At 67.7% G+C, this 19,721-nt stretch carries 22 protein-coding genes; 12 read left to right on the top strand and 10 right to left on the bottom strand.

Going from position 1 to position 19,721, the window contains the following annotated elements; genetic code table 11:
- Positions 1–110: 110 nt before the first annotated feature.
- Complete coding sequence (locus LXM88_RS25010; protein ID WP_262545185.1) at positions 111–401, top strand: hypothetical protein; 291 nt, start codon at positions 111–113, stop codon at positions 399–401.
- A gap of 201 nt (positions 402–602) precedes the next feature.
- On the opposite strand, the gene LXM88_RS25005 is transcribed toward LXM88_RS25010, so the two are convergent.
- The 3 genes from LXM88_RS25005 to LXM88_RS24995 form a co-directional block, all read right to left on the bottom strand.
- Positions 603–1,367, bottom strand: coding sequence for a hypothetical protein (locus LXM88_RS25005; RefSeq protein ID WP_262545184.1), 765 nt, complete (start codon positions 1,365–1,367; stop codon positions 603–605).
- 51 nt (positions 1,368–1,418) lie between these two features.
- Entirely contained in the window at positions 1,419–2,027 is a 609-nt protein-coding gene (locus tag LXM88_RS25000) for an acyl-homoserine-lactone synthase (protein WP_047902891.1), read from the bottom strand.
- Between the two features lie 210 nt (positions 2,028–2,237).
- Positions 2,238–2,681: a DUF4902 domain-containing protein gene (locus tag LXM88_RS24995; protein WP_262545182.1), complete on the bottom strand. Its 444-nt coding sequence runs from the start codon at positions 2,679–2,681 to the stop codon at positions 2,238–2,240.
- A gap of 73 nt (positions 2,682–2,754) precedes the next feature.
- Between LXM88_RS24995 and LXM88_RS24990 the strand changes: the two genes are divergently transcribed.
- Positions 2,755–3,474 carry an autoinducer binding domain-containing protein gene (locus LXM88_RS24990; protein ID WP_262545181.1) on the top strand — a complete coding sequence of 240 codons (720 nt, stop codon included), beginning with the start codon at positions 2,755–2,757 and terminating at the stop codon, positions 3,472–3,474.
- 41 nt (positions 3,475–3,515) lie between these two features.
- Here LXM88_RS24990 and LXM88_RS24985 read toward each other — a convergent pair whose 3' ends face one another.
- From LXM88_RS24985 to LXM88_RS24965, 5 genes are all read right to left on the bottom strand, one after another.
- Positions 3,516–4,223 (bottom strand): MgtC/SapB family protein, encoded by a 708-nt coding sequence (locus tag LXM88_RS24985; RefSeq protein WP_262545180.1) that lies wholly within the window; start codon positions 4,221–4,223, stop codon positions 3,516–3,518.
- 307 nt (positions 4,224–4,530) lie between these two features.
- On the bottom strand, positions 4,531–6,075 hold the full coding sequence (locus LXM88_RS24980; protein ID WP_262545179.1) for a TolC family protein: 1,545 nt from the start codon (positions 6,073–6,075) through the stop codon (positions 4,531–4,533).
- Positions 6,062–8,131 (bottom strand): FUSC family protein, encoded by a 2,070-nt coding sequence (locus LXM88_RS24975; protein ID WP_262545177.1) that lies wholly within the window; start codon positions 8,129–8,131, stop codon positions 6,062–6,064. Before LXM88_RS24975 ends, LXM88_RS24980 begins: the two co-directional genes overlap by 14 nt.
- Positions 8,112–9,161 carry a multidrug transporter subunit MdtN gene (gene mdtN / locus LXM88_RS24970; protein ID WP_262545176.1) on the bottom strand — a complete coding sequence of 350 codons (1,050 nt, stop codon included), beginning with the start codon at positions 9,159–9,161 and terminating at the stop codon, positions 8,112–8,114. Before mdtN ends, LXM88_RS24975 begins: the two co-directional genes overlap by 20 nt.
- Positions 9,158–9,451, bottom strand: coding sequence for a hypothetical protein (locus tag LXM88_RS24965; RefSeq protein WP_034180399.1), 294 nt, complete (start codon positions 9,449–9,451; stop codon positions 9,158–9,160). Before LXM88_RS24965 ends, mdtN begins: the two co-directional genes overlap by 4 nt.
- 495 nt (positions 9,452–9,946) lie before the next feature.
- On the opposite strand from LXM88_RS24965, the gene LXM88_RS24960 reads away from it, so the two are divergent.
- Positions 9,947–11,095, top strand: coding sequence for a metallophosphoesterase (locus LXM88_RS24960; RefSeq protein WP_262545174.1), 1,149 nt, complete (start codon positions 9,947–9,949; stop codon positions 11,093–11,095).
- 7 nt (positions 11,096–11,102) lie between these two features.
- Here the strand turns inward: LXM88_RS24960 and LXM88_RS24955 are convergent, their stop codons facing one another.
- Complete coding sequence (locus LXM88_RS24955; RefSeq protein WP_262545173.1) at positions 11,103–11,690, bottom strand: malonic semialdehyde reductase; 588 nt, start codon at positions 11,688–11,690, stop codon at positions 11,103–11,105.
- A gap of 238 nt (positions 11,691–11,928) precedes the next feature.
- Between LXM88_RS24955 and LXM88_RS24950 the strand changes: the two genes are divergently transcribed.
- The 4 genes from LXM88_RS24950 (at position 11,929) to LXM88_RS24935 (ending at position 15,024) form a co-directional block, all read left to right on the top strand.
- On the top strand, positions 11,929–12,534 hold the full coding sequence (locus tag LXM88_RS24950; RefSeq protein WP_262546919.1) for an alpha-ketoglutarate-dependent dioxygenase AlkB family protein: 606 nt from the start codon (positions 11,929–11,931) through the stop codon (positions 12,532–12,534).
- A 344-nt stretch (positions 12,535–12,878) separates the two neighbouring features.
- Positions 12,879–13,085, top strand: a complete 207-nt coding sequence (locus LXM88_RS24945; protein ID WP_047902900.1) for a hypothetical protein — start codon at positions 12,879–12,881, stop codon at positions 13,083–13,085.
- A 235-nt stretch (positions 13,086–13,320) separates the two neighbouring features.
- On the top strand, positions 13,321–13,842 hold the full coding sequence (gene tecA, locus LXM88_RS24940; protein WP_262545170.1) for a type 6 secretion system effector deamidase TecA: 522 nt from the start codon (positions 13,321–13,323) through the stop codon (positions 13,840–13,842).
- Between the two features lie 288 nt (positions 13,843–14,130).
- Positions 14,131–15,024, top strand: a complete 894-nt coding sequence (locus LXM88_RS24935) for an IclR family transcriptional regulator (RefSeq protein WP_262545169.1) — start codon at positions 14,131–14,133, stop codon at positions 15,022–15,024.
- A gap of 79 nt (positions 15,025–15,103) precedes the next feature.
- On the opposite strand, the gene LXM88_RS24930 is transcribed toward LXM88_RS24935, so the two are convergent.
- Positions 15,104–16,183 carry a porin gene (locus LXM88_RS24930; RefSeq protein ID WP_262545168.1) on the bottom strand — a complete coding sequence of 360 codons (1,080 nt, stop codon included), beginning with the start codon at positions 16,181–16,183 and terminating at the stop codon, positions 15,104–15,106.
- A 447-nt stretch (positions 16,184–16,630) separates the two neighbouring features.
- Between LXM88_RS24930 and LXM88_RS24925 the strand changes: the two genes are divergently transcribed.
- From LXM88_RS24925 to LXM88_RS24905, 5 genes are read left to right on the top strand one after another with little or no spacing between them, the layout of a single operon-like run.
- Positions 16,631–16,948: a non-heme iron oxygenase ferredoxin subunit gene (locus LXM88_RS24925; RefSeq protein WP_027789384.1), complete on the top strand. Its 318-nt coding sequence runs from the start codon at positions 16,631–16,633 to the stop codon at positions 16,946–16,948.
- A 1-nt stretch (position 16,949) separates the two neighbouring features.
- Positions 16,950–17,261 carry a recombinase-like helix-turn-helix domain-containing protein gene (locus LXM88_RS24920; RefSeq protein ID WP_034180372.1) on the top strand — a complete coding sequence of 104 codons (312 nt, stop codon included), beginning with the start codon at positions 16,950–16,952 and terminating at the stop codon, positions 17,259–17,261.
- 55 nt (positions 17,262–17,316) lie between these two features.
- On the top strand, positions 17,317–18,387 hold the full coding sequence (locus LXM88_RS24915) for an aromatic ring-hydroxylating dioxygenase subunit alpha (RefSeq protein ID WP_262545167.1): 1,071 nt from the start codon (positions 17,317–17,319) through the stop codon (positions 18,385–18,387).
- Complete coding sequence (locus tag LXM88_RS24910) at positions 18,380–19,150, top strand: SDR family oxidoreductase (RefSeq protein WP_262545166.1); 771 nt, start codon at positions 18,380–18,382, stop codon at positions 19,148–19,150. The genes LXM88_RS24915 and LXM88_RS24910 overlap by 8 nt, the downstream gene beginning before the upstream one ends.
- 29 nt (positions 19,151–19,179) lie before the next feature.
- A complete protein-coding gene (locus LXM88_RS24905) occupies positions 19,180–19,707 on the top strand; it encodes a cupin domain-containing protein (RefSeq protein WP_006489904.1) in 528 nt (175 codons plus the stop codon).
- The last annotated feature ends 14 nt before the right edge of the window (positions 19,708–19,721 follow it).

The following is a 19,721-nucleotide window of genomic DNA, read 5'->3' as shown; positions in this document are numbered from 1 at the left end:
CGTGAAGCACATCGCTGCAGTTGCTCGTCCGGAAAACTGTCGAATCCCTGCCTGCGATGGAGCCTGTCCGCCGACGCGCGGATACGCGCATGCCGGACGGGAGGTGACGAATGGGTAAGCCCGACCTTCGTCGGCCGGTTGCCGGACCTTATCGCCAGTCCCGATGGTCGGCCGTGCTGGAGGCTGTCTTTGGATGGGTTGCAAAGGGGACGATGGTGCTGGCCGGGCTGGGGATGGTTGCGATGATGGCCCTGACGGGCGACCTGGGTGCTCTGGCGGACCTGCCGACGACCAGAAAGGGCTGGCTGTACCTGCTGCTGGCTGTTGTCGTGGCGGTCGTGCTGGTATTTGCGGTGCACCACTACTGGTTGCGGCCCGCCGGCGTGCGTCCGGCAGGTTAGCCGGGACGGAAGAGGGTGCGTCCCCGCAATCCGCGCAGGCAAGAAAAAGCCCGCTGCTTGAGCGGGCTGAATCCATGTTTGGAGACATGGAGGAGACAGACGTAAATTTAAGGGAAAACCCGCAGATTGGCAAGCCCCCGTTGTATCGATGCAACTTGGCTGCCGTACCGACCGCCTCGCGCGACGCGGCCGGTCCCGCACTCACATGCCGCCGGCCCGCGCGTGCGCCGCAAACGCGCTGAACCGCTCCTGCGCGACAGGCAGCGCGTACTTGTCGCGCATTTCCGTCTCGATCCACGCACAGGCTTCGCGCGCGCAGTCGGTCAGTGCGTGCCGTGTCGCGTGCCCGTCGATGTCGTAGACGAAGCGCACGCCGACCTCGTCGTCGGCAACCTGCCGCTCGAGCTGGTTGAGTTGCAGCTGCGGCCCGTGCTGTTGCGACAGCGCGCGCAACTCGTCGAAGTGATACTCGAGCCAGTCCGCGAAGAACAGCGCGTCGCTGTGGCACGGCAGGCGGAACGCCGCGCGGCGCGCCGGGCGCGGCCCGGCTTCGCCGGCTGTCGCGTGCGATTCGCTGTCCGCGGCGAGGGATGCGTCGACGGGCGCGAGCGGGTGTTGAATCTGCCGGTAAGGTGCGTGGTCGCGCAGCGCATGCCACAGCAATTCGTCTCCGGCGGCGCCGGACGGCTGCATCGTCAGGTCGTGGCGGCCGTCGCCGGCCGGGGCGATGTCGCGGATCACGAGGCGCAGCGAGCAGAGCGGCTCGTCAGCGACCAGCAGCGTCGCTGCGCGCGGCAGCCCGCAGACGAGCGGCGCGGCGCCGGCCGCACGAAACACGAGCCCGCGGCGGTCGAGCCGCACGAGCGGCAGCGGCCTGGGAAACGACGGGTAGGCGACCGCAATGCGGGCGCCGTTGGCGCTCGTCAACCCGGGCATCATCGCGCGAAAGACCTGAGACTGGTCCACGTTGGTTCTCCTTCGTTACGATGCCGCCCGGACCGAAACGCGCGTTCCGGCTCAGGCGGCGATGGCTTGCCGGGCTGCCTGCCCCGGCTCGATTCCTAGTGCCGCAAACGTTTGCGGATCAATATCGATCCAGCACGCGACCACCAGACGCCCGTCCACCTGTTTCGGCGGGCCTGCGCGGTGCGCGTGTATGCCGATCCGGCGGAACAGCCGCTCCATGCTCGCGAACGTCACGCCGATCAACTGCCGCGCGCCAAGCTGCGCCGCGCATTCGACGACGGCCGCGAGCATCGGACGCACGGCCCATTCGGCGTTGCCCGGCCCGCCGTCGTCGTCGGTCGCCGCGAACCTGGACAGCTCCCAGACGGCCGCCGATTGCGGCAGCGGCATGTCCTCGGCGATCAGGTCGGCGAACAGCGACTTCAGCAGGTACGGGCGCGTCGTGGGCAGCAGGCGCGCACATCCGCACATGTCGCCGCCGGCATTTCGCGCGAACACGTAGACGGTATCGTCGCGATCGAACTGGTCGCGCTCGAAGCATTCGTTCGCCGACGGGAGCGCCCACCCGAGTTGTTCGACGAACACGCGGCGCCGATAACGCCCGAGATCCGCTGCAAGTTCGTGTGGTAACCGCCCTTCTTCGTGAACGAAGGTCCGCATGGTGTCCTCGGATCTGTGCTTTTGTATGCATGCATTACATCGCGCAGCACGAGGGGGCGGTAACTGGTAACTCTTACAGGTTGGCGGTACAAAAACGCCATTCAGGACGTGGTAACGGTTTCTTGATCGACGGGATTGAAAACCGGGCCGCTTTTGCTTATAAAGAGCGCCAGCATCTCGAAAATGGTCAGAGGAATGCGCGACCGGTTGTCACTGGAGCGTCGGACCGGCATGATAGGCGTCGTTGCGACCGAGCAGGGCCGACGCGACCGCGGCGGGCCATTCGATGCAGGCGAGCCGCGCGGCGAGCGCGGCGGCCGTGTGGAACATGCCGATGTCGGCACCCTTGGCGTCGACGGCCATCACGTTGCTGCGGACGTCGCCGCCGGCGATCACGAACGTGCCGGTTGCGCGTTCGAGGTACCAGTCCCAGCCGACCGTCACATAAGGGGCGCCGGCACTGGCCGTACGGTGCCACTCGGTATAGCCGGCGAGGCGTGCGTCGATCGCGTTGTCGCGTAGTTCCGCGAGCAGCGATGCATCGAGGCCGGTTGTGACATGGTCGAGCGCGAGCACGGCCAGTGCGCCTTCAGACAGGCGCACGTAGCCGTCCGGGGACGGGCCGGGGACTGGGTGCAGCAAAGGTGAAGTCATGCGCGGAATGTAGCAGCCCCGAACGGGAGCTGAAACCTGACAAGTATGACAGCGTGACGTTGTCGGAGAACGAATGGAACTGCGCTGGCAGGATGCCTATCAACAATTCAGCGCCGCGGAAGACGAGCAGCAGCTCTTCCAGCGGATCGCCGCCTATTCCAGACGGCTGGGATTCGAATATTGCTGTTACGGCATTCGCGTGCCGCTGCCGGTGTCGAAGCCGTCGGTCGCGATCTTCGATACCTATCCGGACGGCTGGATGGCGCACTACCAGGCGCGGAACTACATCGAGATCGATTCGACGGTGCGCGACGGCGCGCACAGCACCAACATGATCGTCTGGCCGGATGTCGACCGGATCGAGCCGAGCCCGCTGTGGCAGGACGCGCGCGAATTCGGGCTGTCGGTGGGAGTCGCGCAGTCGAGCTGGGCGGCTCGCGGTGCGTTCGGGCTGCTGAGCATCGCGCGCCATGCCGACCGGCTGACGCCGGCCGAGATCAACATGCTGACGCTGCAGACGAACTGGCTCGCGAACCTGTCGCATTCGCTGATGAGCCGCTTCATGGTGCCGAAGCTGTCACCCGCGGCGGGCGTCACGCTGACCGCGCGCGAGCGCGAGGTGCTGTGCTGGACGGCCGAAGGCAAGACCGCATGCGAAATCGGCCAGATCCTCAGCATCTCGGAGCGGACCGTCAACTTCCACGTCAACAACATCCTCGAGAAACTCGGCGCGACGAACAAGGTCCAGGCGGTCGTCAAGGCAATCTCGGCCGGGCTCATCGAGGCACCCTGACGCGGGCAGGGCGGCGGCGAATACGACTGCCGCCATGCCGCTCACTCCATCATCGGCTCCGCTTCCTTCGCGGTCCAGCTCACGCTGGAAATGCTCTTCTCCATGCTCATCCGGCTCGCGATCTGCTCGAGCTTCTGCTGATCCTTCGGATGCAGCTTCAGCGTCGCGGTCACCTTCAGGCGGTCCGGCTGGTCGGGCACGTCCTCGCTCGTCAGGCTCTGGAACGACAGCGGTTTCGCGTACATCGCGTTCGACAGCAGCATGCGGATGTGCACCTCGTCGGCGGCGAGGCAGATCACGGTGATCTGGTATTCGCGCACGAGATCGGCGTTCGACACGGGCGTCGCATTGATCGCCTGGCTGACGCCGCGCAGTACCGTGTTGGTGAGCAGCACGACGCCCGTGCCGGCGAGCGCCGGCACGTAATGGCCGGAGCCGGCCAGCACGCCGACGGCGGCCGAACACCACAGCGTCGCGGCCGTGTTGATGCCCTGGATCGAGCCCTTGTCGCGCATGATCACGCCGCCGCCGAGAAAGCCGACGCCCGACACGACGTACGCGGCGATCTGCGTGACGCCCGCGACGCCGTTGCCGGTCAGCACGCCGAGCGTGACGAACAGGCACGCGCCGCTCGCGACGAGCGTGATCGTGCGCAGGCCGGCCGTGCGCTGGCGCATCTGGCGCTCGAGGCCGATGGCGACGCCGCAGGCGAACGCGGTGAAAAGACGGAGTGCGAAATCGAAAGTCATGGTTGTCCTGCCGTGCAAGAAGCGCATGCCGGCTCGCGTCGCCGCGGCGTTATGCCGGAGGCGACGCGACGATAGCCGTCATCGCGCGGTACTGTACCGCGCGTATGCGTCATTCAGTGTGAAACGGGAGGCGTGCGGGCTCGCGGAACGCGAGCCGGGGCAGGAGAACTGCGGCGGACAGGCGTTCAGGCGGCAAGCGGCGCACGCAACGGAGTGCTGCAACTGTCCACGATGGTTCCTGAAGGAAGAATGGGCGGCATTCTAGTGGGCGGCGCGCGCATGCGTCAACCGCCTTGCGGCGGTTGCGCTACTGCGCCGAGCCGATCGTCCCGGTCGCGAGCGCAAGCGCGGCGGCCGCCGACAGTGCGCCGGCGTAGCTGTCGACCTCCGCGTTGCGGGCCGCGAGCAGTTGGCTTTGCGCGATCGTCGCATCGGTCACCGACCCGACACCGTTGCGGTACGCGGTCAGCGCCGCGTCGTAGCTCGTCTGCGCGGCATCGACGAGCGCCTTCGCGGCGTCGTGCGACGCGAGGCTGGTCTGTACCGCGTTCTGCGCGGCCACGACCTGGCGGACCGCTTCCTCCTTGGTCCGAGTGAGACGCGCGGATGCGCTTTCCGCATCGTTGCGCGCCTGCATCAGCACGGCCGAGCGCAGGCCGCCGTCGTACAGCGGAATCGTCACGCCGAGGAACACGCCGCCGCCGTAACGGCTGCCGTTCAGGTTGACGGTCGGCGCCTGGTCGCCGATCGCGGGCAGCGCGGTGATGGCCGTGCCGCCGCTTGCGTACGACGTCGAAGCGGACAGGAAGACTTTCGGCATGAACGCGGCTTCGGCGGCCTTGATCTTCGCGCGATTGGCCTTTTCGAGCGCGAATGCGCCCTGCAGGTCGGGGCGGCGCGCGATCGCGTCCGATACGATCGCGTCGACCGACGAACCGAGCGCGGGCGGCAGCGGCCGTTTCGGCAGCGCGGCGATCGTCGGCTTCGACAGCGGCGAGATGCCGAGCGCGGAGACGAGGGCGAGGTAGCTGTCGCTTTCCGTGCCGCTCGCCTGCACGAGCGCGAGGTTCGCCTGCGCACGGTTCTGCGTCGCCTGCGCAAGCTCGACGACCGTGCCGACGCCATGCTTGAGCCGCGCGCGGGACGCCGCGAGGATCGCGTCCGCGTTCGCGAGGCCCTGCCGCGCGCTGAGTGCGCGCGATCGCGCGGCTTCGTACCGGTAGTACGCGACGGTCACGTCGTGGATCACTTGCTGGTGCACGGCCGTGAACGCGACGTTCGACGCGATCGACGCCTGTTCGGCTGCTTCGACGCGCGCCGCGCGACCGCCGAAATCGAACAGCAGCCATTGCAGCGACAGCGCCGAGATCGTGCCGTGCACGGTCGTGTCGCTCGACGAGTCGCCGAGTATCGTCGACGTCGAGCCGTGGCTCGCCTGGTACGCGCCCATGGCCGTTGCGGACAGCTTCGGCAGGTAGGCGGATTTCGCGATGCCGACCGCGAGCGCCGCATTGCGCGCGTCGTTCCATGCGATGCGCGTGAGCGGATTCGCCGATTCGGCGAGATCGATCAACTCGGGCAGCGTGTACGCATGCGCGGCATCGAGCGCGGCGGGCGGCGATACCGACGCAAGCGCGGGCGTGGCCGGCAGCGTGTAGTCGTGCGAGCCATGCGCGGTCGAGCGCGGCGGTGCGGGCATGATGTCGCCTGCGGCCGATGTCTGCGGTTGCCACGGGCGATCGGACGCCTCCGGCGCCAGATCGATCGACGACGTCGCGCAGCCGGCCAGCGCGACGGCGGTCGCGAGGGCGGCGGCGGCGATCGACGCGGCCGGCGGTTCAGGTAGGCGCATGGGGGACAGGCTCCTTCGGTGAGGCTTGACGGGCGGCGTCGGCAATGTGCGCGAGCCGCGTGTCGATCAGGTTCAGCAGCGCGTCGCGTGCGGGGTCGGTGGGGGCAGCGGCGGCGGCGTTCGGCGGCGGGGCCGGCGGCGCGGGGGCATCCGTTCGAGGTGTGGCTTCGTCGTCGCGCAGGTCGACCACGCGTGCGAGCCGAGCGCCGAGCGCCGCGTCGCCCGGCGCGCGTTCGGCGAGCAGGAACAGCGGGCCTTCGAGCGCGCCGAGTTCCGCGAGTGCGCGCCGCCGCGCGGCGAGCCACGTCGCGGCCGGCCGCACCCACGACGGTTCGTAATGGATCAGGCCGAGCTCCTGCGCGATCGCGCCGTGGCGTGCGAACGCTTCGGCGGCCAGTGCGCGCCGCTCGGCCGGCTGCGCGATCTGCGCGACGCGCCGCCACTGGTCGAGCAGCGCCGCGAGCGCCGTGTCGATCTGCTTGCCGATGCTGACGGGCCAGATGCGCGTGAACACGAGATACACGACCACGTTGCCGAGCAGGATGCCGATCGTGCGATCGCGCGCGAGCGTCAGGTCGAAGCCTGGGCCCGCGCCCTGGATCACGCACAGGAAGAACGCGAATGCGACCTGGAAACCCGCATACGCGATGCGCGGCGATCCGAACGCGACCCACGCGGCGAGCCACGCGCCGGCGAACACGAGCGCCATCAGCTCGCCGATCGACGACAGCGACGGCACGACGAACACGAGCGCGGCCGTACCGATCAGCGCGCCGACGATACAGCCGGCGATGCGCAGCGTGAGCTTCTCGACCGTCTCGGCCGTCGAGCCGAGCGACACCATGTAGCAGGTGATGAAGCAGGTGTGGATGCCCGACCAGTCGAGCTGCGAGTACAGCAGGTAGCAGAACATCGCGGCTACCGTCGTTTTCAGCGCATAGCGGACGTGGTCGGGATTGGTGCGCGCGTCGGGCAGGAAGAAGCCGCCGCCGGGGGCGGGCGGCGCAGACGGTGCGGCGGGTTCGGCAGGCGTGTCGGCAGCGGGTGCGGTGGCCGTATCGGCCGATGCGTCGGTCGCGGCCGGTTCCGCGAAATGCGTGATCGCCGTGTGCAGATCCATTGCGACGACGCGCGCGAGCGGCGGCAGCGTATCGGCTGCCGGCAGCGCGAGCGTCACGTCGACCGGATAGCCGCCGCGTTCGAGGATGGCGGCCATGTCGTCGAGCGTCGTTGCGATCGGCTCGACAAACGTGTGGGGCAGCCTTGCGTCGGGTTCGCGGTCGGCGAGCGCGACCGCGACGAGCAGCGCGGTGCTCGATGCGATGGCCTGCCGCAGCGCGACGGCGTCGGCGGCTGCCGACGAGCCTTCGAGCTTCGACAGCTTGAGCCACGTGAGCAACTGCTTGTCGCCTTCGCGCAGGCTCGCGTCTAACGCGGCGCGCGCATTGTCGCCGTCATCGCCGCGCAGCCGCCGCGCGGCGAGCCGCAGCCGCTTTGCGAGCTGCGCTTGCGCGAGCTTGCGCGGCGACGGTGCGATCAGCAGGTTGACGACGATCGCGACGCCGACCGGGATCGCGACCATCAGCCATGCATAGAGCAGTGCGCGCGTCGCGGCTTCGCCGAACGGCGCCAGGCCGAGCTGGTCGAGCCCGAAGCCGACGATCATCGCGAGGATCGCGCCGACCGGGCGCAGCTTGCTCGCCGACGTCAGGTAGAGCAGGCCGACCGACAGCACGGCCATGCACGTGACGCGGAGGATCGAATAGTCGATGCTGAAGATCGCGACGCCCATCACGAGCGCGATCACGACCGTGACGAGCAGCAGCATCGCGACCGCGAGCACGACGCTCGTCACGCGGTCGGCCCGGTTCAGGAAGAACACGACGTACACGGAGATCGCGGCCTCGGGCGTGCCGTACCCGCTCGTCACGAGCACGACCAGCGCGCAGATCAGCGCGACGCGCACGGCCATCGCCGTGCGCCCCGGAAACGGCGCGAGCAGTCGCAGGACTTCGCGCGGGCCCGGCGAGCGGACGTCAGCGGCAGGCTGAGCCATGCCGGACCTCGACGATCGCACTGGCGCCGACGCGCACGAGCTTGCCGTCGGGTTCGTCGAGCTTCACGCGCACGGGGAAGCGCTGCGCGACGTGCACCCAGTTCACCGAGTTCTGCACGATCGGCAGCGAGCGCGGCAGGTTGATGCGGGCACTGTCCGCGATGCCCGCGCCGATGCCGACGACCTTGCCCGTCATCGGGCGGCTGCGGTCGATCATCGAATAGACGGTCGCGCAGTCGCCGACCTCGATGCGGTTCAGCGACGTCTCGCGGAAGTTGCCGACGGCGAACCATTCGCTGGCATCGATCAGCGTGAAGATCGACTGGTTCGGCGCGAGGGTTTCGCCGGCGAGCACGGTCAGGCCCGTCACGAGCCCGTTGTGCGGCGCGCGCACGACCGTATCGTCGAGCGCGTGCTGCGCGCGGGCCAGCGCGGCCTCGCGCGCGTGCAGCGTCGCGATCGCGTCGGCTTCGTCGCCGATCGTCTGCGCGGACGCGCGCTGCTGTTCCTGCGCCTGAGCGAGCGACACGGCTGCGTCGCGCTGGCGGACCTTCGCCTGGTCGAACTGCTGCGCGCTGACATAGCCTTGCGCGGCGAGCGGCGCGAGCCGGTTCACGTCGCGCGTCGCGAGGTCGGCATTCTGCGTCGCGCGCTTGACCTGCTCGGCGGCGACTGCCGCGTTCGAGCGTTCGCCGATCAGCGACCGGCGGCGCGTGTCGAGCGATGCGCGTGCAAGCTCGAGATCGGCCTGCGCCTGCGCAACCGTCAGCCGGTACGGCACCGGATCGATTTCATACAGCAGGTCGCCTTTCGCGACGCGCTGGTTTTCATGCGCCGCGAGCCGCACGATGCGCCCGCCGACAGGCGATGCGACATGCACGACGTCTGCGTCGATCGACGCGTCGTCGGTGGACGGGTAGGCCGTCGTGCGGTGGTATGCGTACGCGAGCGCCGCGATGCCGAGCGCGACGATCGCGAGCGCGATTACGCGGCCTTTCACGGACGGGCGGCTGGTTCCGGCGGCCTTCATGCGAACGGCCCCGTGCCGGTGAGCCAGACGATCACGGCGATCACGAGCCCGATCGCGGTGCAGACGGCAAGCTGGTAAGGGACGGTGGCGGCCCAGCCGGTCGCGACGAACACGCGGTGCGCGACGATCGCGCCGACGATGCCGACGATCGCGCTGACGAGCCAGAGCGGGAAATACGCGCCGAACAGCACGTACGACGGTGCGCCGCGCGATGCGCAGCCCGCGAGCGGCAGGGCGGGCGCCAGGACGGCGGCGACGCGCAAGGGCGCGCGCGGCGTTGTTTTTCTCATGGTGTGGCGAGCTCGACGATGGGGGTGGATGCCGGGCGCGGCGCAATGCGGTTCGCCGCCGCGACGACGATTCCGCGATACGGAGCCGATAATAAAGCAGCGCGATGCGGACCGCCAGCCGCCTGTCCCGCATGTGCGACAAGCCCCGTGGCCGGCGGTGAAAGGCCGGGCGGTCATGTCGGCCTGGCCGGTGTCGCGTTTCGGCGGCGGCGGCGGGATCGCTGCGATTCTGCCCGCGTAAGCTCGTGTAGGGTTGCTAACGGACTGTCAAGGATCGTCAGACGAAAGAAGGCTGGCCGCATTTGCCACGCTGACACGGCGGAATCGGTGTGAAAACGGCCGATTGCCGCGCGTGCCTCCACCCGCGGCCGCCACCGGTCGTCACAACCGGGATCTGTGTACCATCGTGCGTATGGCGCGAAGCGCGGCACCGGGTGTCACAGCCCGGTGGGACGCGCGTCGCGGAAGCCGTATCGCAACGAAGGTGAACGCTCCATGCGAAGTTTCTTTGTCCGGTTCATTGCAATCGGCGTGCTGTTCCATCTGTACGTCGGGATGCGGATCATTCCCGACGCGTTCGCGTCGCCGGTCGCGCGCACGATCGCGGCGCTGGTGCTGGCGAGCTTCGTCGTGCTGATTCCGGTCGGCATGTTCTCGCGCCGCTTCGACGAAGGCTGGGCCGCGACGCTGGCCGGCTGGGCCGGCTCGCTCGTGATGGGCTTCTTTTCGTCGCTGCTCGCGCTGACGTTCCTGCGCGAGTTCGTGCTGCTCGGCGTGCTCGCGTGGCGGCATCTCGGGCACGACGGCGCGTGGAGCGGCGCCGCGGCCGACACGGCGCTCGGCGTGCTGGCGGCCGCGGTGCTCGTCACCGCGATCGGGTTTGTCGGCGCGCGCCGCACGGCGGCGGTCAAGCGCGTGTCGATTCCGGTCGCGGGGCTGCCGGCCGCGCTCGACGGGCTGACGATCGTGCAACTGTCCGACATTCACGTCGGGCCGACGATCAAGCGGCCCTATATCGAACGGATCGTGCGCGCGGTCAATGCGCTCGATGCCGACCTCGTCGTCGTGACGGGCGACGTGGTCGACGGCTCGGTCAAGCGCCTGCGCGAGCACACCGCTCCGCTCGGCCGCATGCAGTCGCGGCACGGCAGCTTTCTCGTGACGGGCAACCATGAGTACTACGCGGGCGCGCATGCGTGGATCGACGAATTCCGGCGCATCGGGCTGACGGTGCTGCTGAACGAGCACGTGTTGATCGAGCACGACGGCGCGCGCGCGGTACTCGCCGGCGTGACCGACTTCACGGCGGGCGGGTTCGATCCCGCGCATCGCAGCGACCCCGAGCAGGCGCTGGCGGGCGCGCCGCGCGACGTCGGCACGAAGATCCTGCTCGCGCACCAGCCGCGCAGCGCCGAAGCGGCAAATCGCGCGGGTTTTACCGTGCAGTTGTCGGGGCATACGCACGGCGGCCAGTTCCTGCCGTGGCCGCCGTTCGTGCGGATGCAGCAGCCGGTGATCGGCGGGCTGAGCCGCTTCGGCGATCTGTGGCTCTATACGAGCCGCGGCACCGGATACTGGGGGCCGCCGAACCGCTTCGGCGTGCCGTCCGAGATCGCGCTGATCCGGCTGACGCGCGGCGCTTAGCGAGCCGTCATTCGATGCGGGCGATATCGCCGAAGTCGAAGCGCGGACTGCGCGGGAACAGGCCGGCCGGATCGCCGTAGCCGAGATTCACGAGGAAGTTGCTCTTGATCGCGGTGCCCGCGAAGAATTCGGCATCGACCTTCGCGTTGTCGAAGCCCGACATCGGGCCTGCATCGAGGCCGAGCGCGCGCGCGGCGAGAATCAGGTACGCGCCTTGCAGCGACGCGTTGCGGAACGCGGTGGCCTCGATCAGCGCATCGTTGCCGGCGAACCAGCTCCGTGCGTCGGCGTGCGGGAACAGGCGCGGCAGGTGCTCGTAAAACGCGAAATCCATCGCGACGATCACGGTGACGGGCGCAGCCATCGTCTTCGCGCGGTTGCCTTCGGACAACGCGGGCTTCAGGCGCGCCTTCGCTTCGGGCGACTTCACGAACACGAAGCGCGCGGGGCTCGAGTTCGCCGACGTCGGGCCGAATTTCGTCAGGTCGATCAGCCGGTGCAACAGCGCATCGTCGACGGGTTTGTCCTGCCACGCGTTGTGCGTGCGCGCGGTGCGGAACAGTTGATCGAGGGCGGAATCGGAGAGCGTCGTCATGATGGGATCCGGAAAGAAAGCGGCCGGGTCGCGCCGGCCGGCATGGCGGAAGAAAGCGGCGGCACTCGGCAGCGCGCACCGCGACACGCCGCGATGATAGCGTGACGCGCGAAAGCGCATCGGGGTGCGCGGTGGTTGTCTGCGCGCGGCGAATGACAGCGCATGGCGGCGCGCGGCGCCGTTGGCTAGTATGCAGACATGCGTGGTTCGCCCCGTTCATCGCTCGTTCCTTCCCGACATGTCGACGCCCGATCTTTTCTCTGACACGCCCGCCCCCGACGTGGACTGGTACCCGGACTGGCTTGCGCAGCCCGATGCCGATCGCGCGTTGGCCGCGCTGATCGGCGAGGTCGCGTGGCGGCAGGACACGATCCGCACGCCGCGCGGCCGCATTCCGTTGCCGAGGCTCACCGCGTGGCAGGGCGAGCCCGACGCCGTTTACATGTATTCGGGGATCCGCAACGTGCCGGCGCCGTGGACGCCGGCCGTGCTCGACCTGAAGCACGCGGTCGAGGCAACCTGCGGCGCCTGCTTCAACAGCGTGCTGCTCAATCGCTACCGTAACGGGCTGGACAGCCTCGGCTGGCACGCGGACAACGAGCCGGAGCTCGGCGATGCGCCGGTGATCGCGTCGGTGAGCCTCGGCGCAATGCGCGTGTTCGATCTCCGGCATCGCGCAACCGGTGTCACGCATGCGTATCGCCTCGACCATGGCAGCCTGCTCGTGATGCGCGGACGTACGCAGTCCGAGTGGCAGCATCGCGTGCCGAAGGCGCCGGGCGTGCAGGGCGAGCGCATCAACCTGACGTTCCGGCGCGTGATACCGGTCGGTACGGGCCGGTAGCATCTGGGCGCCATACCAGCGGTGCCCGGGCAGTCGGGCGGTTCCCGCCCCGTTTTCATGACCCACGAACGACCCATGCAAGCAATCGGCCGCGTGTGCGGCACGTTGCCGCATGAACGTTGTGCCGTGCGGCCTGAAACGGCTCTGAGGCCCGGCCCATATGGGTTTCAGGCAGTTTCGATCGACCGTCTGGTTCCGATAGATGAGTGAAACCTCTGATGGTGCGTCGCAACAATCATTGACTAGACTGTCGAATGGCTGAAACGCGTCGTATGCCGGCGCGACCCTTTTGACATGCCCCGTGCGTTGCCGATGCAATGCGCAAGGGGGCAGGAGCATAACGCGTGACCGTACTCGACCCTTCCTTCGAACCCTCGCTGCACGTCTTCGAACAAGACGGCGGATGGCAATGGGCGCTGACGGTGAAGCGGGCGACCGGCGTCGGGGTGAAAGTCGTTGCATTCAGTCGGGAAGGCTTTCGCGGCGAAGCCGAGGCTTACGCCGCCGGCCAGCTCGCCCGCGCCGAGTATGACGACACCGTGACGGCCTGACGCCGCCGCGTCGATCCCGCCCCGGGATCGCCTTCACCGTCCACCGCTCGCTGCCGGGCGGTTTTTCCCCGATCGTTTCCAGTTTCCCGTCTTCCGTCTGTCGCGATGCGTGCATCGCGCGATTCCGCATGCGCTGCGCCGATGCACCGCCGCCCGCGATCGTCGTGCGCGCACGCCGTGACGCCCGGGCCGGCCGATACCGGCGGATATCGTAATAAGATATGAGGTTATTGCGTTGGCGGGACGACGTGCCCTTCTTCCTCAAAAGGACCTACCCATGCAACTGACCCAGTTAGGCGGCCATGTCGCCCAATCCGGCTTCGCCGAAAAGCAGAAACATGCGCAAGCGCTGATGTACGGCATGGCCGACATCAACGAGTACGTGTCCGGCGGCGTCTGCTACGACGCCGCGGCCTATGTCCGGTACCTGCTGCGCGGCGACGCGATGATCGCGCCCGGTACGCTGCTCGACACGATCGGCCAGCACTGGAGGACGCGATTCAACTTCGAGACCGGCGATCAGTGGGACGGCCACGCCAGCATTCCGGCGGGAACCGCGGTCGGTTTCTCGCGCGGCGGCAATGTCTTTCATGCTGCGATCGCGGTCGGCGGCAGCCGGATCCGGGCCGTGAACGGCGGCCGTCTGGGCAGCGGGTGGATGTATGCAGTCGACCTTGCACGCGTGCTCGAGCAGGATGCGGCCGGCGGTTTTACGTACGACCGCGCGAATATCCGGGTCCACCTGTCGCGCCTGTAGGCGGCGCGGCGTCGACTACCGCGCCGTTCGCCGTCTTCCAGCCGCCCGAAGCGGGCAACGGCCGGGCGGCCGTGTTCCCGCCGTTCGGCGATTTCCGCATGGCGTCGCGCTGTCCATCGCTGCTATCCTCTCGACCGTGAATGACTCTGCATGGGGTCGCGGATGCGCATGCTGCGTCGCGGAGCAGCGCACAGGTGCGAGCCGGTGCGCGCGCTGGAGTAGCATGACTGAATATCCACGACGATCCATGACCTGTTTCGTGACTGATTTCCTTCCGTCCATGTCCACATGGTCAAGACAACGATGAGCGACGCACCCGATCCTGCCGCTGCCGGCGGCGACGAATCGTCCGGCGGCGCTTCGTCCTATCTGGTGCCGGGGCTCGAACGCGGGCTGCGGATCCTCGCCGAATTCTCGGCGCGCGAGCCCGTGCTCGGCGCGCCCGAGCTGTCGAAGCGCATCGGCATCCCGCGCACGACCACGTTCCGCCTGCTGCAGACGCTCGAGGCGCTCGGTTTCCTCGAGCGCGTGAACGGCGACCGCTATTTCCGGCTTGGCGTCGGCGTGCTGCGGCTCGGTTTCGAATACCTGAACTCGCTCGAACTGACCGATCTCGGCGCGCCCGTGCTCGAACGGCTGCGCGATTCCACCGGCTTCTCGACGCACCTGCTGATCCGCGACCAGCGCGACGTCGTATTCGTCGCGAAGGCGCAGAGCAATGCGTCGATGTTCGGTTCGGTGAAGGTGCATGTCGGCACGCGCTTGCCCGCGCATGCGACCGTGCACGGCCATGTGCTGATGGGCGACCTGACGCGCGACGCGCTGCGCCAGCTCTATCCGGAAAAGCGGCTCGAACAGTTCACCGAGCGCACGCCGGGCACCGTCGACGAACTGTACGAACGCGTGCGCCATTACGCGCGGCTCGGTTATGCGGTCAGCGAGGCGGCGTTCGAAAGCGGCATCTCGGCCGTGACCGCGCCCGTGCGCGATCATTCGGGCTCGATCGTCGCGGCGATCACCGCGACGGTGCCGCGCTCGGAGATCGGCGAGGCCGGCGAGAAGGAGCGGCTCGTCGAAGCCGTGTGCGGCGCGGCGGTCGATCTGTCGCAACGCCTGAACTACCGTCCGCTCGAAAGCGACCCGACGTTCGCGCATGCGCGCCACAAGGTCGCGATGTTCTGACGCGCACCTCGCATCGCAAACGACAAGAGCGGCCCGCGGGCCGCTCTTGTCGTTTCTGACGCCGAACGCGTGAAACCGCTCAGAACGAGTGGTGGATCCCGGTGAGCACGATCACCTGGTTCGCGGTGCTCGACACGCCCGCCGTGAAGAACGCGGCCTTCGCGCCGCCCGACCCGTGCTCGTACAACACGTTCGCATAGAGCTGCGTGCGCTTCGACAGCGCATAGATGTCGCCGAGCTCGACCTGCGTCCAGCGGCGGCCGGCCAGCGTCGTGGTCGCCGCGCCGCCCGCGATCGTGTTGAACGCGCTGCTGCGGTAGTTCACGCCTGCGTCATAGCTCTGGAACGTATCCGAATGGCCGTTCGACTGCATCTTCGTGCGCGTGTAGAGGCCATGTACGAGGAAGTCGCCGAACTGGTACGACGCGCCCGCGCCGATGTTCTCGACCTTGTTCGCGATATAGCCGTTCGCGGTGTTCTGCCCCTGGAACGAAGCGATGCCCGTCTGGCCGATCAGGATCGAGCGGTCGTGTTCGTTCGAGTAGACGGCCGACGCCTTGAACGGGCCGTTCGCATAGTTCAGCGCGACGCCGACCGACTTGCCGGTCGAGAAGTTCGTCGTGTTGCCGAGCGCCAGCGCCGCCGCGGCCGAGAAGCCTGCGTAGGTCGGCGAGCGGTACTTCACCGCGTTGTTGTACGGCACGTTGCCGGTTGCGGCGAGCCCGTCGATGTTGCCGGGGTGGAAGGCGTACCAGCTCAGCGCGAGGTAGGCCGTGCTGAGCGGATCGAGATAGTCGAACGACAGCGGCGTCTGGCGGCCGAGCGTCAGCGTGCCGTAGCGGTCCGAACTGAGGCCGACGAACGCCGCGCGGTTCCAGATCGTGTTCGCGGTCGCGAACTGGCCGTTGTTCGTATAGAAGCCGTTTTCGAGCTGGAAGATCGCCGACAGGCCGTCGCCGAGGTCTTCCTTGCCCTTCAGGCCCCAGCGATCGGGCTGCGTGTTGCCCTGGATCATCGCCCACTTCGCGTGGCCGCCGACGTTGTTCACGTACGCGACGCCCGCATCCAGGCTGCCGTAGAGCACCACGCTGCTCTGCGCCCACGCGCCCGACACGGCGCCCAATCCGATGACTGCTGCTGCTACCGCATGCTTGACCATTTGATCTCCTGACTCTCCAACCTGATGAAAACGTGCCGTGGCGGCCTGCGCGGGGACGGCCGGCCGTCACGCGCGTTCCACCGCCGGATGGGCATTCCTGATGTTCCATATAAGGAACAATGTGCCTCTGATGGAATGGAGTATAGAGGCGTCGCGCACGTGATCAAAAATAATTTTTTCGGGACGGATGGGTTCCTGGACGACGCACGGCACCGGTGCGCGAGGCTCTCAAAAAGGGTATAACTCCCCGTCACATAACAAAAAATCACATTTGATGAGGTGGATGGCGGCAATGGTCGACCCGGCGGTCGGTGTTTTCCCTAGGGCATGCAGCTTTTTGTTTTACTCGTGGAAAGTCGCTCCTATAATCACCATCCATAAACTGATGTTCCTGATATGGAACAAACGAGAAGCAAACCGAGAGTCGATCAGAAGGAAGGGTGTGAGATGTCTGAACAATGGATTTGCGCCGGACACGCCGGCGCGCTGTCGGAAGACACGCCGATCGAGTTCAAGCGGACCGACGGCGTCGAAATCGGGATCTACCGCGTCGGCGACGACGTGTATGCGCTCGAGAACGTGTGCCCGCATGCGTACGCGCTGCTGACGCAGGGGTTCGTCGACGAAGGCACGGTCGAATGCCCGCTGCACGAGGCCGTGTTCGACATCAGGACGGGCGAATGCCTGAAGGGTCCGGGCGGGCGCGCGCTGAAGCAGTACGCGGTGCGCCTCGCCGGCGAGGAAATCCAGATCAAGGTGGAATGACATGAAAGAAGCGACCGTGAACTTCAATCCCTTCCTGAAGCCGTGGGTGGCGCCGCAGCCGAACAACGTCGCCGGCAAGGGGCAGATCGAGATCCCCGGTCAGGTCGAGAACCGGATCTGGCAGAACCGCAAGGCCGAGCCGACCCAGTACGAGAACGACCTCGGCGATGCGCTCGAACGCGTGTTCGAGGCCGGCGCGACCGAGCTGGACGACGTCGTCGCGGGCCTGAACCGCATCGGCTTCCGCGCACCGGACGGCACGCCGTGGACGCCGGAGCGCTTCCGCGCCGAAATGGCCGCGCTCGCGGAATGACCGCGCCGAGCGCGCGATCCGCCGACCCGACGACAACCGTATCCGGAGCACACTGATGACGTCCCCCGCACAACACGCTTCCCAACACGACCCGGTCCGTGACTATCTCGACCGCGGCATCAAGAACTACTGGTATCCCGTCGCGCCGAGCTGGCAGGTGTCGAACGCCCCCGTCGGCCTGACGCGCCTGTCCGAGCAGATCGTGCTGTGGCGCGATCACGAGGGCAAGGTCCACGCACTCGAAGATCGCTGCCCGCACCGCGGCGCGCGCCTGTCGCTCGGCTGGAACCTCGGCGGCAGCATCGCGTGCTGGTATCACGGCATCGAAGTCGACGGCGGCGGCACGGTCAACCGCGTGCCGGCCGTGTCCAACTGTCCGCTCGAAGGCACGAAGTGCGTGAAGTCCTATCCGGTCGAAGAGAAGGCCGGCGCGATCTTCCTGTGGTTCGGCGACGAAGCGCACGGCGAGCCGGCGCCGCTGAACCTGCCCGAGGAACTGGTCGCCGACGAGTACGGCCACTTCCTGTGCGTGTCGAACTGGAAGTGCAATTACCAGTACGCGATCGACAACGTGATGGACCCGATGCACGGCGCGTACCTGCACGCGACGTCGCACTCGATGGCCGAAGGCGACAAGCAGGCCGACATGCGCGTGCGCAAGACGGAAACGGGCCTGATGTTCGAGAAGGTCGGCCAGCGCGACGTGAACTTCGACTGGGTCGAACTCGGCGAAACCGGCTGCCTGTGGATGCGCCTCGCGATTCCGTACAAGCAGAAGTTCGGCCCGGGCGGCAACTTCGGGATCATCGGCTTCGCGACGCCGGTCGACGGCGACAACTGCCAGGTCTACTTCTGGCGCACCCGCAAGGTCAGCGGCTGGCAGCGCGACGTGTGGCGCTTCATGTACCGCAACCGCCTCGAAGGGCTGCACTGGGATGTGCTCGAGCAGGACCGCTACGTCCTCGAAAGCCTCGCGCCGCAGGCGCGCGATCACGAATACCTGTACCAGCACGACGTCGGCATCACGCGCGTGCGCCGGATGCTGCGCCAGCGTGCGCAGGAACACCTGTCCGCGCTCGATGCGCATCGCGCGGCACAAGCTGCTTCGGAGCCCGCGAATGGCTGAGTTCGCACCGGTCGTGCCGCTCGCGGGGCGCCGCGTGCTCGTCACGGGCGGCGCGCGCGGTCTCGGCGCGGCGTTCGTGAAGGCGCTCGTCGCGGCAGGCGCGCAGGTTGCGTTCGGCGACGTGCTGGCCGACGAGGGCCGTGCGCTCGCCAAGCAACTGTCGGAAGCCGGCCATGTTGCGCATTTCTTCGCGCTCGACCTGGCCGATCCGGCGAGCGTCGACGCATTCGTCGCGCAGGGCGCGGCGTCGCTCGGCGGCATCGACGCGCTGATCAACAACGCGGCGATCACGAACTCGGGCGGCAAGCTGTCGACCGAGCTCGACGTCGCGACGTGGGACGCCGTGATGAACGTGAACGTGCGCGGCGTGTGGCTCGTCAGCAATGCGGCGCTGCCGCACCTCGCGAAGTCGGGCCGCGGCGCGATCGTGAACCTCGCATCGGACACCGCGCTGTGGGGTGCGCCGAGGCTACTCGCGTATGTCGCGAGCAAGGGCGCGGTGATCGCGATGACGCATGCGCAAGCGCGCGAGTTCGGCGCGCACGGCGTGACGGTCAACGCGATCGCGCCGGGGCTGACCGAAGTCGAGGCGACCGCCTACGTGCCCGCCGAGCGCCATGCGTTCTACATGCAGGGCCGCGCGCTGACGCGCGCGCAGGTACCCGACGACGTGACGGGCCCCGTGCTGTTCCTGCTGTCGGACGGCGCGCGCTTCGTGACGGGCCAATTGCTGCCGGTGAACGGCGGCTTCGTAATGAATTGATGTTTTCACCCTGAATGAAGGAGAGGACGATGGCGGACGCCGATCTCGAACGCAAGTCGTGGGACCAGCCGGAAGGCGCAAGCTTCAACGACTGGATGGAAGGGCGCGTCGCGCGCTACGCGACGCGGCGCTACGACTGGGACGCACTGAAGTTCCAGGCCGACTACGACCCGAAGTACCGCCGTGCGCAGATGCGTTACGTCGGCACGGGCGGCACGGGCGTCGCGAAGGACGTCAACACGGTGCCGGCCGGCAACTTCACGTTCTCGACGATGGTCATCCCGGCCGGCAACATCGGCCCGAGCCACATCCATATCGACGTCGAGGAAATCTTCTTCGTGCTGCGCGGCAAGATGAAGGTGATCTGCGAGCGCGACGGCGAGACGTGGGAAGCGATCCTCGGCGAGCGCGACCTGATCTCGGTGCCGCCCGGCGTGTATCGCACGGAAATCAACATCGGCGAGGAAGACGCGCTGATGTGCGTGATGCTCGGCTCGTCGAAGCCGATCACGCCGACGTATCCGCCCGATTCGCCGCTCGCGAAGATCAAGCGTTGAGACGGAGCCGGTGA

This window comes from Burkholderia sp. S-53 (genome assembly GCF_025560745.1).
In the GTDB taxonomy this organism is placed as follows: Bacteria; Pseudomonadota; Gammaproteobacteria; order Burkholderiales; family Burkholderiaceae; genus Burkholderia; species Burkholderia pyrrocinia.
This window is presented reverse-complemented; position numbering and strand designations above follow the sequence as displayed.

Excerpts from the sequence above, each read along its gene's own strand:
- LXM88_RS25010 (WP_262545185.1), top strand. The coding sequence starts at position 111 with ATGGGTAAGCCCGACCTTCGTCGGCCGGTTGCCGGACCTTATCGCCAG.
- LXM88_RS25000 (WP_047902891.1), bottom strand. The coding sequence starts at position 2,027 with ATGCGGACCTTCGTTCACGAAGAAGGGCGGTTACCACACGAACTTGCA.
- LXM88_RS24995 (WP_262545182.1), bottom strand. The coding sequence starts at position 2,681 with ATGACTTCACCTTTGCTGCACCCAGTCCCCGGCCCGTCCCCGGACGGC.
- LXM88_RS24990 (WP_262545181.1), top strand. The coding sequence starts at position 2,755 with ATGGAACTGCGCTGGCAGGATGCCTATCAACAATTCAGCGCCGCGGAA.
- LXM88_RS24985 (WP_262545180.1), bottom strand. The coding sequence starts at position 4,223 with ATGACTTTCGATTTCGCACTCCGTCTTTTCACCGCGTTCGCCTGCGGC.
- LXM88_RS24980 (WP_262545179.1), bottom strand. The coding sequence starts at position 6,075 with ATGCGCCTACCTGAACCGCCGGCCGCGTCGATCGCCGCCGCCGCCCTC.
- LXM88_RS24975 (WP_262545177.1), bottom strand. The coding sequence starts at position 8,131 with ATGGCTCAGCCTGCCGCTGACGTCCGCTCGCCGGGCCCGCGCGAAGTC.
- mdtN (WP_262545176.1), bottom strand. The coding sequence starts at position 9,161 with ATGAAGGCCGCCGGAACCAGCCGCCCGTCCGTGAAAGGCCGCGTAATC.
- LXM88_RS24965 (WP_034180399.1), bottom strand. The coding sequence starts at position 9,451 with ATGAGAAAAACAACGCCGCGCGCGCCCTTGCGCGTCGCCGCCGTCCTG.
- LXM88_RS24960 (WP_262545174.1), top strand. The coding sequence starts at position 9,947 with ATGCGAAGTTTCTTTGTCCGGTTCATTGCAATCGGCGTGCTGTTCCAT.
- LXM88_RS24955 (WP_262545173.1), bottom strand. The coding sequence starts at position 11,690 with ATGACGACGCTCTCCGATTCCGCCCTCGATCAACTGTTCCGCACCGCG.
- LXM88_RS24950 (WP_262546919.1), top strand. The coding sequence starts at position 11,929 with ATGTCGACGCCCGATCTTTTCTCTGACACGCCCGCCCCCGACGTGGAC.
- LXM88_RS24935 (WP_262545169.1), top strand. The coding sequence starts at position 14,131 with ATGGTCAAGACAACGATGAGCGACGCACCCGATCCTGCCGCTGCCGGC.
- LXM88_RS24930 (WP_262545168.1), bottom strand. The coding sequence starts at position 16,183 with ATGGTCAAGCATGCGGTAGCAGCAGCAGTCATCGGATTGGGCGCCGTG.
- LXM88_RS24925 (WP_027789384.1), top strand. The coding sequence starts at position 16,631 with ATGTCTGAACAATGGATTTGCGCCGGACACGCCGGCGCGCTGTCGGAA.
- LXM88_RS24920 (WP_034180372.1), top strand. The coding sequence starts at position 16,950 with ATGAAAGAAGCGACCGTGAACTTCAATCCCTTCCTGAAGCCGTGGGTG.
- LXM88_RS24915 (WP_262545167.1), top strand. The coding sequence starts at position 17,317 with ATGACGTCCCCCGCACAACACGCTTCCCAACACGACCCGGTCCGTGAC.
- LXM88_RS24910 (WP_262545166.1), top strand. The coding sequence starts at position 18,380 with ATGGCTGAGTTCGCACCGGTCGTGCCGCTCGCGGGGCGCCGCGTGCTC.
- LXM88_RS24905 (WP_006489904.1), top strand. The coding sequence starts at position 19,180 with ATGGCGGACGCCGATCTCGAACGCAAGTCGTGGGACCAGCCGGAAGGC.